This is a genomic window from Clostridium bornimense, from assembly GCF_018917145.1.
GTDB classification, from domain to species: domain Bacteria; phylum Bacillota; class Clostridia; order Clostridiales; family Clostridiaceae; genus Clostridium_AN; species Clostridium_AN bornimense_A.
Map to the genome: position 1 here is coordinate 55,770 of NZ_JAHLOD010000008.1, position 16,687 is coordinate 72,456.

Genomic DNA, 16,687 nt, shown 5'->3' on the forward strand with positions numbered 1-16,687 from the left:
GACATTGACTAGTGGTATGTTCTTTACGCATTCACCTTTAAAATATTAAGTTTTATTAGACAATTATCATTGTACAACAGAGGTAAAAATTAATCAATAGTAATTTTTACCTCAATCTTTATTAGCTATTTCATTTTTTCTAATACAGAAGAAATCTTATCATTTATTTCATTTACATTTGGTTCTTCTGTTACACCATCTTGTATATTATACTTATTCTTTAACTTCAATATTCTCTCAACACTTTTATTTAATCTTTTTTCTGTAATAGTGCCATTTTTCACAGCTTCCTTTATAGCATCTCTAACCACTGTTACGTTGTCTAACTTATGACATACCATAACTATATCTGCCCCTGCATTTATAGATTTTACTGCTGCATCGCCTATATCATAATTATTAATTATGGCACCCATAGTCATATCATCAGTAACAACTACCCCATCATAATTCATATCTTTACGTAATATATCAGTAACTATTGTTTTTGATAATGTCGCTGGATTCTTTTCATCTACTTTAGGAAGCATAATATGGGACACCATTACCATATCAACACCAGCATCTATTGCTTTTTTAAAAGGTACTAACTCAAACGACTTTAGTCTCTTTAAATCATTTTTTACCACTGGCAATCCTACATGAGAATCCACATCAGTATCACCATGACCTGGAAAATGTTTTACTGTTGCAATAACATCGCTGTCCTTTAACCCACGCATTGTTGCAATACCTAATTTTGAAACTATCTCCTCATTATCACCAAAAGATCTCTTCCCTATTACAGGATTATCAGGATTGCTATTTATATCAAGAACCGGTGCAAAATCCATATTAAATCCTAAAGAAGTTATTTCCTTTCCAATAACTTTTCCTATATCATAACTTAAATCTTCATCATTAAACTTTGCAATATCCATACTAGTTGGAATATCCTTAAATTCCGATGGCATTCTAGATACTAATCCACCTTCTTCATCTACCGATATAAAAATAGGATATTTATTTTCCTTATTCATTTCCTTTATATCATTATTAAGTTTAACAACCTGTGAAGCATTTTCAACATTTCTACTAAAAAGTATTACTCCCCCTACTTTCACTTCTGATATTAATGACTTTACTTCATCATCAGCTGTTGTACCATCAAAACCAGCAATAATAAGTTGTCCTATTTTTTCATATAAAGACATCTTATCTACCTTAGTTTCAAATTCATCTTTTTTATCTTTATGTACATTACTAACTTTTTCATCATTACTATTATTAAAATAATTAATAGCAATATATCTTCCTGTAATAAATGATAAAATCACAGCAATAATTATACATAGTTTTTTAATCATTCCATATCCCCCCACTTATATTTTAATCTATGAAAAAGAATTTTTCCATATTTTATGATTAAATTATTATACTTTTAGGAAATACATCTCTTTATTGCAAGAATTTTGTAATATAATGTAGAATATAATACTTAACAGTATATTAGAAAGGAGCTTATTTATGAGAAAATTAAAATACCTATTAATTTCTATTGCATTAATATCCAACATACTTCTTAGTTATAAGCTTTCTATAATTATTATTAATAAAAAACCTATTATATCCACAAAAATTGAAAAAACAAAAAATTCTTTAAATAATAATTCTAGCAATAATAATATCGCTAATAACACTATTAACAATAATACTTCCACTTATAATATTAATTCTTCTAAAACTGAAAATGTTTCTTTTAAAACTAGAGATTTTTTCTATTCTTTAGATGATACATCAATTAATCGTAGTTCTTCTGAACACTTTCAAGTAATATGGGGAAATGACCATGATTCTGTCAGCATAAGTTCAGATTTTATAAAAGGAATTTTAAACAATCTAGAGACTATGAGAGAAGTATATATAGATACTTTAGAAATGAAAGATACAAGCTCTTCAACTAAAACTAATAATGGTTCATATAAAACTAATATATATTTATCTGATACTGGACTTAAAAAAATACGTAATGAAAAAAAATATAGCGCTTGTGACAATGCTGGATTTGCCTATATGATAGTAGACCCTTTATTAATAAGAGTTGATCCGCCAAGTTGGATATTAGCAAAAGAATATGCTCATGCAGTTATATTACATCAAGGTGGCTCCCTTGATAGTAATTGGTCTGACGCTATGGCTAATTGGTTTAGAAATCAATATTTAGGTAGCGATAAATATTCCTCTAATGGCACTGTTTACGGCCCTGCGTCAAGCTTTTTTAAATCAGTTGTATTAAATTCTAATTTAGCTTTTCCTCAACAAAAAAATGCCTATGATTCTTGGCCTTTTATTACCTATATATCTGAAAATCCAGATAAATTAGATGGCTTAGGATTAGATTTAATACACAATATTTTAGAAGACAAAACTATTAAAAATCCAATTAATGCAATAAATAAAAAGACAAAATTATCTCTACAAGATGTTATTGGCAACTATAGCAAACGAATGATAACTATGGATTATACTAGACAAAAAGAATATTTAACATATTTATCCGAATTACAATCCACTGAATCTAATAATGATTTGATTTTTACAAACTTAGATTTTTCATCAAACACTTGGGTTACTGTACCTTATAATAAAGCACCTCAACAAGGTGGTTATAATGTAATACCTATTAAAGATTTTAGTGGAAAATCAACAATAACAGTAGAATTTCACGGCATAAAAAATAAGAATACTGATGATTGGCGAGGAACCATTGTTGCTTACAATAAAAATAAAACAACTACCTACTCCTCAACTTGGAATGATGGTAAAAATACTATGAAACTTTCGGGTAATGAAACTGCTCTTTATTTAATAGTAGCAGCAACACCTAAAAACTTTGAAGATATGTCCAAAATTGATACTAATAAACTAACCACCTATCCTTATAAAGTAAAAGTTTCATTTGAATAATAAATTAAAAAGGTGGAGGTGTCGCAGTAACAAATAAAAAGTTGTTAGTGATACCTCCTTTTTATTATGTCATTTATAATAATTCATTGAAATTAATCCCATAAATGCATTATACAAATATATATTCCACTTAATTTTTTAATTTCTATTTATTTTATTTGTATTATCTTGTAAAATAAAATCATAAATTATTTTTTTATAACGAAAATCGGAGGCATTAATGAAAAAACTAAAATTTTTCATAATTTTTATAGCTGTTGTTTTTAATATTTTTATTTGTAGCAAAGTTTCTTTAAAGTTCATTAATAACAATACTAATATAAAATTAAAAGCTAGTAACGATTCTTATAAACTAAGAGATTCATTTTATTCCTTAGATGATGAATCTGTAAATAGACAATCATCAAAACACTTCCAAATAATCTGGGGAAAAAATGATGATATAATAACTAAAGATCTTATTAAAGACAACCTAGAAAATTTAGAAAATATAAGATTACTATACATAGAAGAATTAAAAATGAAAGAAACCTGTAAATCAATCACTGATGGCAAGGGAAATTATAAAACAAATATCTATTTATCCAATACTGGTTTAAAAAAGATAAAAAATAAAGATACTTTTTCTGATTGTGATTCCAATGGCTTTGGGTATATGGTATTAGATCCTTCAACAATAAGCAATACTAATCCCCCTAGTTGGACATTAGCTGAAGCTTATGCTGATGTTGTCATCTTACATCAAGGTGGCACACTTGATAAATACTGGCGCAATACTATGTCAAACTGGTTTAAAAATCAATATCTTAGCAGTGATAAATATTGCTACAAAGATACTGTTTTAGATCCTGACACAAGCTTTTTTTCATCCATTGTGCTAAATAGCAACTTAGCTTTTCCAGAAGCAGAAAATTCTAATGATTCTTGGCCATTTATTAATTATCTATCAGAAAATCCTGACAATCTAGATGGCTTAGGTTTAAATTTAATACACTCTATATTAGAAAATAAAAAGCACTCTAATGTTTTTGATATTTTAAATGATAAATTAGATACTTCTCTGCAAGATATTATCGGTAATTATACAAAACGAATGATTACTATGGATTTTGCTAATAAGGAAAAATACCTCTATTATTTAGATCAATTGAAAGCAGATTCTGATAACGAAAATAAAATTTTTACAAACCTTGATCTTTCAAAAGGTACTTGGGTTACTATCCCTGATAATAAAGCACCTAAGCAAGGTGGTTACAATGTTATTCCTATAAAAAACTATAACAAAAATTCTCCTATCACTATAGATTTTAACGGAATAAATAATGATGCAGATAATTGGAGAGCAACTATTGTAGCTTTAAATGAAGATAACTCAACTACTTACTCTTCAACTTGGAACAATGGTGAAAATTCACTAACCCTTACTGGAAAAGAAACTGCTATATATTTAATTGTTGCTGCTACACCTAAAGATTTTAAAGATTTATCAAAAATTGAACAAGATGATGAAATACCATCTTACCCATATAAAATAAAACTTAAAGTATCATCACAAAATTCTACTAATACTAGTACAACTTCTAGCAATAATACAACTGAAAATAGTAACGCTATAAACAATACTACTATTAATAACAATACTAATGTTAATACTAATAATGATGCAACTAAAAATAATACTACCAATAATGATAGAGGAAATAGTAATACTAGTACACCTACAAAAGTTTGTAATGATAAAATAAAAATTGAAATGTACAATAAAATAAAAAATAGTTATTGTAATAATCTAACTCTAAATTTTAGAATCACTAATACAGGATCAACTTCTATAAACGTAAAAGATATAAAATTACATTATTACTACACAAAAGATGGCAATGAACCTCAATCTTTTTACTGCGATTGGTGTTCAATTAATAATAATGCCGTTAAATCAAATTTTATTTCTATAAGTGGAAAATATAATGCAGATACTTGTTTAGAATTATCATTTAATAGTAATACAATTTTAAAACCAAACGAAGAAATCTACATTCACTCTAGAATAGCTAAAAATAATTGGACAAATTATAATCAAAGCAATGACTATTCCTTCAATAGTTACGCTAACAATTATGTTCAATGGAACAAAGTTAGTGGATATGTTAACGGAACTCTTGTTTGGGGAAATGAACCTTAATATAAAAAGAAAAACGTTGCAAGAGATACATCTTGCAACGTCTTTCTTTTTTTCACTCGAATGACTAAAATTTAATTTGGGATTACTTTAACTTGTTCTCGTATTCAGCTACCATTCTCTTAACCATTTCTCCACCTACGGATCCACATTGTTTAGAGCTTAAGTCTCCATTATAATCTGTGAATGGAACTCCTAATTCATTTGCTACTTCAGCCTTGAATTTTGATAATCCATTCTTTGCTTCTGGTACTAATTTTTGTGAACTTGCCATTTTGAGTCCCTCCTTTAAATTTCACCTTCCGGTGATGCAAAGCTTTTTGATTTGTTAACTGCCTTGCACTATTAATTTACCCCATTATATTTTTTATACACTGTGGTATCACTGGAGAGTTTTCCATATTATTCCTAAAGATTAGTTATTTCTTTTCTATCACCTTTAGAATTACCTATCTTAGTACTTCTCTTTTTAAGTTCCTCTTCCACAGCAGATATTTCAATTTTTCTATCCACCATCAATACTTCTAAGTGATATAATAAATCACAAATTTCTGCCACCATGTCTTCTTTGCTATCGCCTTTTGCAGCAATTATAACTTCTGTACATTCTTCTCCAACTTTTTTTAATATTTTGTCAGTTCCTTTATTAAAAAGATAATTAGTATATGAATTCTCTACTGGATTATCTAATCTATCTTTTACTACATTATATAAATCATTAATAACATTACTCAAAATAAACACCTCTTAAAAATTAAATAATTTTATTAAAAAAACATGTATCAGCACCAGTATGGCATGGTACTCCAACTTGCTCTACCTTAATAAGTAAAGTATCATTATCACAATCTGTATACATTTCTTTTATATATTGATAATGTCCAGATGTTGCGCCTTTATTCCAAAGTTCTTTTCTACTTCTTGAATAAAACCATGTTGTTTTTGTTTCTAATGTTTTTTTGTATGATTCTTCATTAACATAAGCAAGCATTAAAACCTTGTTAGTTTTATAATCAACAACAATAGCAGGCACTAATCCTTTTGAAAAATCTATATCCATATTTCCCCCTATAACCTAACTTCTATATTTCTTTCATGTAAATATTCTTTAACTTCTCCTATAGTAGCTTCTTTATAGTGAAATATTGATGCTGCAAGAGCTGCATCACAATCTGTTTCTTTAAATACCTCATAAAAACTATCTATATCTCCACAACCACCAGAAGCTATTACTGGTATATTTACAACTTTCAATACTTCATTTAAAAATTCTATATCAAAGCCATCTCTTGTTCCATCTTTATCCATAGATGTTAAAAGAATTTCCCCAGCGCCAAGTTCTTCAACTTTTTTTGCCCATTCTATAGCATCAATTCCTGTATCCTCACGTCCACCTTTTACATACACATTAAACCCACCATCAGCTCTTCTTTTTCCATCAATAGCAACTACTATACATTGACTTCCAAAAGATTCTGCACCTTCACTAATAAGACTAGGATTTCTCACTGCTGCTGAATTAATTGACACTTTATCAGCACCGGCTCTTAAAAGATTTTTTATATCTTCAATAGAATTAACGCCACCACCAACAGTAAGCGGTATAAACACTTCTCTTGAAGTTCTTTCAACAACATCAATCATAGTTTTTCTCTCTTCAAAAGATGCTGTAATATCTAAAAATACTAATTCATCAGCGCCCTCAGCATTATAAACCTTTGCGATTTCTACAGGATCACCAACATCCTTTATACCAACAAAATTTATTCCCTTAACAACTTTACCTTCCTTTACATCTAAACAAGGTATTATTCTTTTAGTTAACATAACCTCACCCCTTTAGAGCATCCAAAGCTTCTTTCAAATCTAAGGAACCACTATAAATAGCTTTTCCTGAAATAGCACCATAAAGATTTAACTCTTTAATCTTTAGTAAATCCTCCAAATCTTTAACACCACCAGAAGCAACAATATCCATATTTACTGCATCACTTAATGCCTTTAATCCTTCAATATTAGCTCCTTCTAAAGTTCCATCCTTTGATATATCTGTATATATTACAGTCTTTACCCCTATCTTCTCCAACTGACGAGAAAATTCTATATAATCCATATTAGTACTCTCAAGCCATCCCTCTAAAGCCACTTTATTATCCTTGGCATCAACACCAACAGCAATTTTTTCTCCGTACTTCTCCACTGCTTTTATTAAAAATTCTTTATCCTTATATGCAGCTGTACCAATAATAGCTCTTGAAACCCCTAGGTCAAAAATTGCTTCTAAATCTTCTAATGTTCTTATACCACCACCTAATTGCACTGGTATATTAACAGTTTTGGCAATAGCCTTTATAATATCAGAATTAACCCTCTTACCTTCTTTTGCACCATCTAAATCAACTAAATGAATAAATTCTGCACCTGTTTTCTCAAATTCCTTTGCTATCTCAAGAGGAATACCCATTTCCTCACACTTATCAAATCTACCTTGATAAAGTCTTACTGCCTTACCACCTTTTATATCTATCGCCGGAAATAAAATCATCCCACCATCTCCTTAAAATTTTTTAATAATTTAAGACCTACTTCACCACTTTTTTCTGGATGAAATTGTGAAGCTACAATATTATCTCTACCAACTATAGCAGGAAAATCCACTTCATAATTGCAATCTCCTAAAATATACTTTTCATCACAATTTCCATGAAAAGAATGTACAAAATAAAAATATTCTCCATCATCTATTCCTTTAAATATAGGATGATTTTGCTTTATTCTCACACTATTCCAACCAATATGAGGAATCTTTTTTGAAATTTGAAATTTTGTTACCTTCCCAGGAATAAGTCCTAACCCTTCTGAATATCCCATCTCTTCAGAGGAATCAAAAACTAATTGCATTCCAAGACAAATTCCAAGCATTGGCTTACCTTTTTCTATTTCCTCTTTAATAATAGTATCTAATCCCATAGATTTTAAATTTTCCATTGCCTTCTTAAAAGCGCCTACTCCAGGAATTATAATTCCCTTACTATCCCTAATTACCTTCTTATCATTAGTCAAAGTTACCTCTGCCCCAATTTTCTTCATAGCCTTATAAATACTATTTATATTTCCCATACCATAATCTATAATAGCAATCATTCTAATACCCCCTTTGTAGACATTACTCCCTTAATAGTTTCATCTACAGTAAGAGCCTCTCTTAAAGCTCTGCCTAAAGCCTTAAAAATCCCTTCAACAATATGATGACTATTACTACCATACATTAAATTAACATGAAGAGTTATACCACCATTAAAAGCAAATGCTCTTAAAAACTCCTCTAAAAGTTCTGAATCAAAATCCCCAATCATCTTCTTATCCATATCAACATTAAATACTAAAAAACTTCTACCACTAAGATCCAAAGACACCATAGCCAAAGTTTCATCCATTGGTACATAACTTGTCCCATATCTCTTAATACCCTTCTTGTCTCCCATAGCTTCCCTAAAAGCCTTACCAAGAACTATACCAATATCCTCTACTGTATGATGACCATCAACATATAAGTCACCATCACAAGTTAAATCTAAATCAAATCCACCATGCTTCTTAAACAAAATAAGCATATGATCAAAAAAACCAATCCCTGTTTTAATAGTCCCCTCACCAGAACCATCTATATTAAGTTTTAACTTTATCTTCGTTTCTAAAGTATCTCTACTTATGTTACTTGATCTCATAATACCCCCCCTGTCAGTGCACTGATTCTCTACTTAAATCTAACTTTAATAGAGTTTCCATGTGCTGTTAGTCCTTCTGTATCAGCAATTTTTACAATCTTATCTTTAATCTTTTCAAGTTCTTCTCTACTATAATAAATATATGAAGTTTTCTTTATAAAATCATCTACAGATAGTGGTGAGAAGAATCTTGCTGTACCGCTGGTAGGAAGAACGTGGTTTGGTCCTCCCATGTAATCTCCTAATGGTTCTGGTGAATATTTCCCAAGAAATATTGATCCAGCATTTTTTACTGCTCCAAGGTGTTCAAATGGATTTTCTACCATAAGTTCTAGATGTTCTGGTGCGATAGCATTAGCTAGATTAATAGCTTCTTTTAAGTCTTTTACTAGTATTGCTGCTCCATAGTTTTCTAAAGATTTTCCTGCTATTTCTTTTCTTGATAATTTACTTAGTTGCTTTTCTACTTCTTCGCTAATTTCATTTATTAATCTTTCACTATCGGTTACCAATATTGCTGCCGCCAATACATCATGTTCGCTTTGACTTAATAAATCTGCTGCTACAAAAGTTTTATCTGCACTATCATCAGCAACTACTAATATTTCTGATGGTCCTGCTATACTATCTATATCCACTGCACCATAACATAACTTTTTAGCTGTAGCAACAAATATATTTCCCGGGCCAACAATCTTGTCTACTCTTTTTATTGTTTCTGTTCCGTGAGCTAATGCTGCAATTCCTTGTGCACCACTAATTTTATACACTTCATCAACACCAGCTATTTTAGCTGCTGCAAGTATTGCTGGTAGTTGACTATTACTTCCTGGTGTTATCATAATTACTTTTTCAACAGAAGCAAGCTTAGCAGGGATTACATTCATAAGAACTGTTGATGGATATGCTGCAGTACCACCTGGTACATATACTCCAACTCTTTCAAGTCCTCTTACCATTTGTCCCATTACTTTACCCTCTACTGGAGTGTAACTAAATCCTTGTTTAATTTGATTTTTATGATATCCTTCAATATTAACTTTAGCTAATTCTAAAGCTTCTATTAATTCTTTATCACAACTATTATAAGCTTCTTCTATTTCTTCCTTAGATACTTTTATATCTTCTATAGTAACGTCTTTTGTATCTTTATAATCAAATTTCTTTGTATAATGAAGTAAGGCTTTATCTCCATTTTCTCTTATTTCTGCAATAATTTCTTTTACAGTGTTCTCAACATCTTTTTCTACATTTCCACTTTCTCTTCTTAAAGATGACAAATACTTAATACCTTCATCATATCCTTTAATAATTCTCATATATATCTATTGCTCCTTTCCTTCAATATACTCTTCAATGTTATTAACAATCTCCATCACTTCGTCTTTTTTCATTTTCATCGATGCCTTGTTAACTATTAATCTTGCACTAATATCACAAATATCTTCTAAAACTATAAGTCCATTTTCTTTTAATGTAACACCAGTTTCTACAATATCTACAATTCCATGTGCCATACCTAAAATAGGTGCTAATTCAACAGATCCTTCTATCTTAATTATTTCAACATCTTCACCTTTGCTTTTAAAGAACTCCCTAGCTACTTTAGGATACTTTGTTGCAATAACTCTTTTTTCATAACTTTGAAAATCTTTATATTTTGGTAATGATGCTAATGAAAACTTACATTTACCGAATTTTAAATCTGCAACTTCATAAAAATCTCTATTTCCTTCTAATATAGTATCTTTTCCTACGATCCCCATATCTGCAACACCATGCTCTACGTAAGTTAAGACATCTACAGCTTTTACTAATATAAATTGAATATCCTTATTCTCACTTTTAAATACAAGCTTTCTTCCCTTATCTTTTAAAGATTCTACATCAACACCTATATTTTCAAATATTTCAATGGCTTTCTTTTCAATACGTCCCTTTGTTAATGCTACTGTTATTGTCATTTATTTCACCGCCCCTATATCTTCCTCTATAATATCTTCTTTACTTATTGCAATAAACTTATTAAATCCTTTCGCTTTTCCATACTCTTTTGATTTTTCTATATTTTCATAAAGAGATAACTCAACTTCATACCCTTTTGTAATTAATTCTTTTTCTTTATCTAACACTACCTTTAATTGATCCAATTCATAATGAATTAATATCTTGCTTTTTTTAGTTGCAATTGATTTGTTAAATAGCACTTCTAATATATTGTTAATGTTAAATGCTAAACCTGCTGCTGGTGTCTTTTCACCAAATTCACAAAATACCTTATCATATCTTCCACCACTTAAAATCTCTTCACCAAAATTGTCAACATAACCTTTTATAGTTATTCCAGTATAATAATTTAAATTTGAAACCATACCAAGATCTATTGATATATATTTTTCATATCCTAACATCTTAAGCCCATCATATATTGCTCTCAATTTATCAATATCCTTTTGTAAAGAATTCGGTATATAATTACTTACCTTATCCAAAATATCTATTTCTCCAAATAATTCTGGTAACATTCTAATAAGATCTTTACTTTCTTTTGTTAATGTAGCTCCTTCTTTTTTCAAGAATTCATTTATTAATCCTATATTTTTGTTTCTTACAAGCCTTGTTAACTTTTCCTTTTCCATGTCATCTATCTCAATAGATTCTATAATTTTTCTGTAAAAATTACTTTCCCCAAGTTCAATTTTAAAATTATCTAATCCACAATTTTCAAGTGCCTCTATAGCTCTTAAAATAAGTTCAATTTCACTTCTTATTGAGCCCTCACCTATAATCTCAACACCTGCTTGAGTAATTTCACTATCTTTACCACTAAAATTATCTGATGGTGTAAATACTTGCCCACTATAGAAAAACTTCATAGGTAATTGATCAACCTTCGATGCTGCAACCCTAGCTACTGGTATTGTATAATCTGGTCTAAGCACTAAAATTCTTCCCTTTGCATCAAAAAATTTATACATATTTTCTTGTGGAATACCATTATCTTTAAAATCAAAGACATCATAAAATTCAATTGTTGGAGTCTCTACTTGATGAAATCCACTATTTATATAAGTATTTCTAATACTATTTTCTATTTCTTTTTTTAATGAACACTTATCGAAAAGAATATCCCTAGTTCCTTCTGGGATATAATTTCTCCATTTTTTCATAGCACCACCCACTTTATCGTTTTATCACTTTATCACACTAAATTATTAATATGATATTATATTATATTATTTTATATGTCAATAGTTTACTGTAAATTTAGCCTATTTGAAAACATAGGTAAAATCCTTATATTTACCTTTAAAATTTAGATATATTTTTTTTATTTTTTTTACCATTTTTAAAAGATTTCCTTCATTTTAACTTCATAATAATCAATTAATTTCATATTTTTTTCTTATAAACTCATCACTTTTTAATTAATTTTTGTTATCATAAACCTTTTTTATATAGTAACTATATACCACAATTGATATTGTCCTTGTTGAAAATATTGCATAATATTATGTATTAAGTTAAAATAGAATTAATTTGTAAATTTAATATGAATTCTGGTATAAAACTACACTCAATTATATATGGAGGTGACGTTTTGAAAAAAAGCTCAAATTCTAATATTGATAATGACAAAGAATCTTTACATATAAAGAGAAAGCGTAGAAAAAAAGAAAAGAGGAATTTCTTTTCTAAACTTAGTAAAACTAAAAAAATACTCTTATCAGCATTTTTACTACTTATATTAGTATCATCATTAAGTGTATATTTACTTTTTAGTAACTTGTTCAAAAAAAGCAATTCTGTAGTTTATACTAATAAAATTACTGATGAAGAAAAAGAAATTAATGATTCAAATAAACATTTAGATGTAGAAACAAAAACTAAAAACATTTTATTGATAGGTGTGGATAAACGAGAAGGAGAAGATACTGGTAGAACGGATTCTATAATGATTGCTACCGTTGATCCTGAAAATAGTAATGTTAAATTAACTTCTATATTAAGAGATACATATGTTGAAATTCCTGAACATGGATATAATAAAATTAATGCTGCCTTTGCCATAGGTGGTGTAGAATTACTATCAAGAACTATAAAATATAACTTCAATATCACTCTTGATAATTATATCACTATTGATTTTCTTAACTTTCAAAATGTTATAGATTCTATTGGTGGTGTAAATGTTGATGTTAAAGATACTGAGATAAACGAAATTAATAAGTATATAAAAGAAGTAAATGGTACTGATTCCACATTGTTGTCAATCTCTGGAATGCAATCATTAAATGGTCAACAAGCTTTATCTTACTCTAGAATAAGATATGTTGGAAATTCTGATTTTGAAAGAGTAGAAAGACAAAAAAGAGTTATGAGTGCTTCTCTTGATAAAGTTAAAAATATGACTGCTTTAGAATATCCTAAATTTCTATCATCAATATATAATTCTATTGATAGCGATATGACTTTAGCAAATATTATTACTATGGGTAATACTGTATATCAAATGAAAGATCTACAAATTCAAAACTTAAGAATTCCTTCTGATGATAATATTACTTTAGGTGATATATATATTGGTAGCGATAAAGCATCTGTAGTTTTTCCTAATCTTCAAGCAACTACAGAAGAAGTTCTAAACTTCATTTATCCTGGACAAGATTTTTCCACTGTAACAGTGCCTGATAACAGTGTTCAACGAAATAAACTTATTTTAAATTAGTTAGAAGCACAAGTATATATTTATACACCGTTTAAGATTATAATGGAGGTGTCGCATTAACACATGAAAAGTTGTTAGCGATACCTCCTTTAATTATGATACGAGACAGAGCACAGGTTATATGGCAGAAGGCACAAGTATATATCAGTGCACTGTGAACTGAATTTCCCCTTACTTGTGCTCTATTCACTAATTCTATGCAGCCATATTCATTAATTTTAATGTTAGTTTTTCTGTATTAACATTAAATAGTTTATTAATTTCCATATTAAATAGATTATACATTTCCTTATATTCTTTCATATGCTTATATTCTGATAATGGCACTTTTTTCATAAATTTTATATGCCTATTTATGTCCTCTTGTAATTCTATAATACTCTCTACTGATGAATAATATTCTACATATTCCTTTATTTCTTCCATTGTTAAAAATCCAGATAGATTTGAAAGTACTAATGTCCAATGTTCTATAAATGTTATATCAGGTACTCTCTTTAACTGCCAATTTTTATTTTGAAAAACTTTCTTTGTTCTTTCTATATCTGCAATTACCATCTTAGAATAATCTTTTCCCATATCTTTATTTTCTTTTAAACAAAATTCATTAAAATACCAGTATATAATCTTTATAGTAATAATTGTTCCTGCAAAAATGCCAATTACTACTGATATCATTGATAATATTATTGTAGAAGATTGAAAAAATCTATCTACTACTATGTACATTGCAATTAATGCTATTATTATAGTAATTCCAGAAACTATATAAGATGTTTTTAATTTTTCATTAAGTTTTTTTGCAAAGATTGCTATATTATTTTTTCTCCACTGAGGACTTAATATTGATTCTTCCATGTTTATCACCCCTATAAATAATTATAAGCATAAAGGAAATATTTGTAAAATATTTCCTTTATGCTTTTTCCGACTAAATTTTGTATTTATACTTCTTCTTATACTAGATAATGTAGAATTTTATTATTTAATATATTTATTTGATAAAATCTAATATCTTCTTTCACCTAATTTTAAATTTGGTGTTGCATTAACTTCTAGTGGTGTCGCACCTACTTTCATATATTGATAATAAGCAGCAGCACCTATCATAGCAGCATTATCTGTGCATAATACTGGTGATGGAAATAATACTTTAATCCCTGCTTTTTCACCTTGCTCTTTTAATGCTGTTCTAAGCTTTGTATTACATCCTACACCACCAGCTACTGCTATAGTGTAATTTTTCTTATTTTTACAAGCTTTTATCCCGTTATCAACAAGAACTTCTACAACAGACTTTTGGAAAGAAGCTGCAACATCTTCTACTTTATAAGATTCCCCTTTCATTTTTGAATTGTTTATATAATTTAATACTGCTGATTTTACTCCACTAAAAGAGAAATCTAGCACCTTATCATCATGAAAATTTGCTTTAGGGAATTTTATAAAATCTTCATTTCCTTCTTTTGAAACTTTATCTACCTTAGGTCCTCCTGGATATCCTAGTCCAATAGATCTTGCAACCTTATCAAAAGCTTCTCCAGCTGCATCATCTCTTGTTTGACCTAAAATTTCATATTCTCCATAATCCTTTACATAAGCTATAAAAGTATTTCCTCCAGAAACAACTAATGTTACAAACGGTGGTTCTAACTCTTTATGTTCTATGTAATTTGCTGATATATGACCCTCAGTATGATTTACTGCAATTAATGGTTTATCTAATGAATAAGCAAGTCCTTTTGCATATTGTAATCCAACTAATAATGCTCCTACTAATCCTGGTCCATAAGTTACAGCAATGGCATCTATATCTTCAAATGTACATCCACTTTCTTTTAAAGCCTCTTTCACTACTATAGATATATTTTCTATATGCTTTCTAGAGGCTACCTCTGGAACTACTCCTCCAAACTTAGTATGTATATCTATTTGTGATGATATTATATTTGATAATACATTTCTTCCATCTTCAACTACTGCTGCTGAAGTTTCATCACAACTACTTTCTATTGATAAAATCTTCATGCTATACCTCCACTTTTCTAATCATTATACATTATACCCTTATAATTTATCTGATTCAAATCATTCACCTTTTTATTAGTTCTATCATAATTTATTGTATAACGTAATTACTAAAAAACAAAGAAGTATATATTTATGAATAACGAAAATAGATGCAATATAGAAAGAAACCATAATCATGAATTCTTAGGAAGTACTAAGTTAGCTGAAAATGGTGGCATGTTCATTTTGTTGAAGCTTCAACTTCTTGCAATGACGGTCACTCTCACTGTTTTGAAGTTGCTACTTTAATATCAAGTCCTTTAGTATAGACTTTAAGAGGCTGTGTAGCATCGTAGATTAAATCTCGTGAGCCACAGCCCACATTATTAATGTAACACTTTACTACATATTTAACATTTATGATATAATAACTTCTATAAAAAAAAATTAGGAGATTATAAATGGACAGTTATGCAAAAGTAGTAGTTAAAGGGTCTCCCATATCAAAATCAAACTTTAAATTAGTAAATTCTAATGGGAGATCTATATTACCAGTATCATCAGGAAAATATCACGATAGATATGCAATATATGAAGAAACCATAGCTTTTGAAGCTAGAGCTCAAAATCCAGATGTAATTTTAGAAGATGGTCTTATTGCTATACTTAATGTTTACTATAAAAGTGAACTTAGGCATCCTGATACAAATAATATTCCGAAATCTATTTTTGATGGTATTGAAAAAAGTGGTCTTATAATAAATGATTCTCAAGTAAAAACTCTAGTTATAAATGAGTTTTATGATAAAGAAAATCCAAGATTTGAATTGGAACTTTTCTCTGAAAGCCAATACTCTCTAGATTTTTCTATTATAAAGAGAGATACTCCACTAGCTAGTAAAAAATATTCGCCACCACCAAATAAAAAATCTGTAACAATTAAACCAAAAGAAATAACATCTACAAATAAAAATACTTGCTCTATATGTAATAAACCACTGAAAAAAGGTGACGGTGTTTCAATAAATAGAGGTACAGAATTCATTTGTACAAGTTGCCTAAAAAAATCATTTTAAGCATATGAAAAAGGTATCG

At 28.8% G+C, this 16,687-nt stretch carries 17 protein-coding genes and 1 pseudogene; 5 read left to right on the top strand and 13 right to left on the bottom strand.

From position 1 onward, the window contains the following. Window positions 1–125 precede the first annotated feature (125 nt). Window positions 126–1,346 carry a beta-N-acetylhexosaminidase gene (gene nagZ / locus KQI30_RS04395; RefSeq protein WP_253287382.1) on the bottom strand — a complete coding sequence of 407 codons (1,221 nt, stop codon included), beginning with the start codon at window positions 1,344–1,346 and terminating at the stop codon, window positions 126–128. A 160-nt stretch (window positions 1,347–1,506) separates the two neighbouring features. Between nagZ and KQI30_RS04400 the strand changes: the two genes are divergently transcribed. Then, on the top strand, window positions 1,507–2,946 hold the full coding sequence (locus KQI30_RS04400; RefSeq protein WP_216462020.1) for a DUF6055 domain-containing protein: 1,440 nt from the start codon (window positions 1,507–1,509) through the stop codon (window positions 2,944–2,946). A 220-nt stretch (window positions 2,947–3,166) separates the two neighbouring features. Continuing rightward, window positions 3,167–5,128: a DUF6055 domain-containing protein gene (locus tag KQI30_RS04405; RefSeq protein ID WP_216462022.1), complete on the top strand. Its 1,962-nt coding sequence runs from the start codon at window positions 3,167–3,169 to the stop codon at window positions 5,126–5,128. A gap of 82 nt (window positions 5,129–5,210) precedes the next feature. On the opposite strand, the gene KQI30_RS04410 is transcribed toward KQI30_RS04405, so the two are convergent. The 10 genes from KQI30_RS04410 to hisZ all read right to left on the bottom strand — a co-directional run bounded on the left by KQI30_RS04410 (window position 5,211) and on the right by hisZ (window position 12,023). Continuing rightward, window positions 5,211–5,399 carry an alpha/beta-type small acid-soluble spore protein gene (locus KQI30_RS04410; protein ID WP_044038490.1) on the bottom strand — a complete coding sequence of 63 codons (189 nt, stop codon included), beginning with the start codon at window positions 5,397–5,399 and terminating at the stop codon, window positions 5,211–5,213. Window positions 5,400–5,533: 134 nt separating this feature from the next. Further along, window positions 5,534–5,860 carry a phosphoribosyl-ATP diphosphatase gene (gene hisE / locus KQI30_RS04415; RefSeq protein WP_216462023.1) on the bottom strand — a complete coding sequence of 109 codons (327 nt, stop codon included), beginning with the start codon at window positions 5,858–5,860 and terminating at the stop codon, window positions 5,534–5,536. A 19-nt stretch (window positions 5,861–5,879) separates the two neighbouring features. Further along, window positions 5,880–6,185 carry a phosphoribosyl-AMP cyclohydrolase gene (hisI, locus tag KQI30_RS04420; RefSeq protein ID WP_216462025.1) on the bottom strand — a complete coding sequence of 102 codons (306 nt, stop codon included), beginning with the start codon at window positions 6,183–6,185 and terminating at the stop codon, window positions 5,880–5,882. A gap of 8 nt (window positions 6,186–6,193) precedes the next feature. Then, a complete protein-coding gene (hisF, locus tag KQI30_RS04425; RefSeq protein WP_216462027.1) occupies window positions 6,194–6,952 on the bottom strand; it encodes an imidazole glycerol phosphate synthase subunit HisF in 759 nt (252 codons plus the stop codon). Between the two features lie 4 nt (window positions 6,953–6,956). Then, a complete protein-coding gene (gene hisA, locus KQI30_RS04430; protein ID WP_216462029.1) occupies window positions 6,957–7,670 on the bottom strand; it encodes a 1-(5-phosphoribosyl)-5-[(5-phosphoribosylamino)methylideneamino]imidazole-4-carboxamide isomerase in 714 nt (237 codons plus the stop codon). Beyond that, window positions 7,667–8,269, bottom strand: a complete 603-nt coding sequence (hisH, locus tag KQI30_RS04435; protein WP_216462030.1) for an imidazole glycerol phosphate synthase subunit HisH — start codon at window positions 8,267–8,269, stop codon at window positions 7,667–7,669. Before hisH ends, hisA begins: the two co-directional genes overlap by 4 nt. After that, a complete protein-coding gene (hisB, locus tag KQI30_RS04440; RefSeq protein ID WP_437177720.1) occupies window positions 8,266–8,856 on the bottom strand; it encodes an imidazoleglycerol-phosphate dehydratase HisB in 591 nt (196 codons plus the stop codon). Before hisB ends, hisH begins: the two co-directional genes overlap by 4 nt. 26 nt (window positions 8,857–8,882) lie before the next feature. Continuing rightward, window positions 8,883–10,172 (bottom strand): histidinol dehydrogenase, encoded by a 1,290-nt coding sequence (gene hisD / locus KQI30_RS04445; RefSeq protein WP_216462034.1) that lies wholly within the window; start codon window positions 10,170–10,172, stop codon window positions 8,883–8,885. Window positions 10,173–10,178: 6 nt separating this feature from the next. Further along, complete coding sequence (hisG, locus tag KQI30_RS04450; RefSeq protein WP_216462035.1) at window positions 10,179–10,817, bottom strand: ATP phosphoribosyltransferase; 639 nt, start codon at window positions 10,815–10,817, stop codon at window positions 10,179–10,181. Then, complete coding sequence (gene hisZ / locus KQI30_RS04455; RefSeq protein WP_216462036.1) at window positions 10,818–12,023, bottom strand: ATP phosphoribosyltransferase regulatory subunit; 1,206 nt, start codon at window positions 12,021–12,023, stop codon at window positions 10,818–10,820. A gap of 431 nt (window positions 12,024–12,454) precedes the next feature. Between hisZ and KQI30_RS04460 the strand changes: the two genes are divergently transcribed. After that, window positions 12,455–13,582, top strand: coding sequence for an LCP family protein (locus KQI30_RS04460; RefSeq protein ID WP_216462037.1), 1,128 nt, complete (start codon window positions 12,455–12,457; stop codon window positions 13,580–13,582). A 195-nt stretch (window positions 13,583–13,777) separates the two neighbouring features. Here KQI30_RS04460 and KQI30_RS04465 read toward each other — a convergent pair whose 3' ends face one another. Together KQI30_RS04465 and tsaD are read right to left on the bottom strand one after the other, a co-directional pair. Further along, complete coding sequence (locus KQI30_RS04465) at window positions 13,778–14,440, bottom strand: hypothetical protein (protein WP_216462038.1); 663 nt, start codon at window positions 14,438–14,440, stop codon at window positions 13,778–13,780. A 150-nt stretch (window positions 14,441–14,590) separates the two neighbouring features. Then, on the bottom strand, window positions 14,591–15,610 hold the full coding sequence (tsaD, locus tag KQI30_RS04470) for a tRNA (adenosine(37)-N6)-threonylcarbamoyltransferase complex transferase subunit TsaD (protein ID WP_216462039.1): 1,020 nt from the start codon (window positions 15,608–15,610) through the stop codon (window positions 14,591–14,593). 135 nt (window positions 15,611–15,745) lie between these two features. Here tsaD and KQI30_RS04475 point away from each other — a divergent pair. Both KQI30_RS04475 and KQI30_RS04480 read left to right on the top strand, forming a co-directional pair. After that, a pseudogene (locus KQI30_RS04475) lies at window positions 15,746–15,921 on the top strand (YmaF family protein). A gap of 132 nt (window positions 15,922–16,053) precedes the next feature. Then, window positions 16,054–16,668, top strand: coding sequence for a RusA family crossover junction endodeoxyribonuclease (locus KQI30_RS04480; protein WP_216462040.1), 615 nt, complete (start codon window positions 16,054–16,056; stop codon window positions 16,666–16,668). The last annotated feature ends 19 nt before the right edge of the window (window positions 16,669–16,687 follow it).

Coding starts and splice junctions, on each gene's coding strand:
- nagZ (WP_253287382.1), bottom strand. CDS start 1,346: ATGATTAAAAAACTATGTATAATTATTGCTGTGATTTTATCATTTATT.
- KQI30_RS04400 (WP_216462020.1), top strand. CDS start 1,507: ATGAGAAAATTAAAATACCTATTAATTTCTATTGCATTAATATCCAAC.
- KQI30_RS04405 (WP_216462022.1), top strand. CDS start 3,167: ATGAAAAAACTAAAATTTTTCATAATTTTTATAGCTGTTGTTTTTAAT.
- KQI30_RS04410 (WP_044038490.1), bottom strand. CDS start 5,399: ATGGCAAGTTCACAAAAATTAGTACCAGAAGCAAAGAATGGATTATCA.
- hisI (WP_216462025.1), bottom strand. CDS start 6,185: ATGGATATAGATTTTTCAAAAGGATTAGTGCCTGCTATTGTTGTTGAT.
- hisF (WP_216462027.1), bottom strand. CDS start 6,952: ATGTTAACTAAAAGAATAATACCTTGTTTAGATGTAAAGGAAGGTAAA.
- hisA (WP_216462029.1), bottom strand. CDS start 7,670: ATGATTTTATTTCCGGCGATAGATATAAAAGGTGGTAAGGCAGTAAGA.
- hisH (WP_216462030.1), bottom strand. CDS start 8,269: ATGATTGCTATTATAGATTATGGTATGGGAAATATAAATAGTATTTAT.
- hisD (WP_216462034.1), bottom strand. CDS start 10,172: ATGAGAATTATTAAAGGATATGATGAAGGTATTAAGTATTTGTCATCT.
- hisG (WP_216462035.1), bottom strand. CDS start 10,817: ATGACAATAACAGTAGCATTAACAAAGGGACGTATTGAAAAGAAAGCC.
- hisZ (WP_216462036.1), bottom strand. CDS start 12,023: ATGAAAAAATGGAGAAATTATATCCCAGAAGGAACTAGGGATATTCTT.
- KQI30_RS04465 (WP_216462038.1), bottom strand. CDS start 14,440: ATGGAAGAATCAATATTAAGTCCTCAGTGGAGAAAAAATAATATAGCA.
- tsaD (WP_216462039.1), bottom strand. CDS start 15,610: ATGAAGATTTTATCAATAGAAAGTAGTTGTGATGAAACTTCAGCAGCA.
- KQI30_RS04480 (WP_216462040.1), top strand. CDS start 16,054: ATGGACAGTTATGCAAAAGTAGTAGTTAAAGGGTCTCCCATATCAAAA.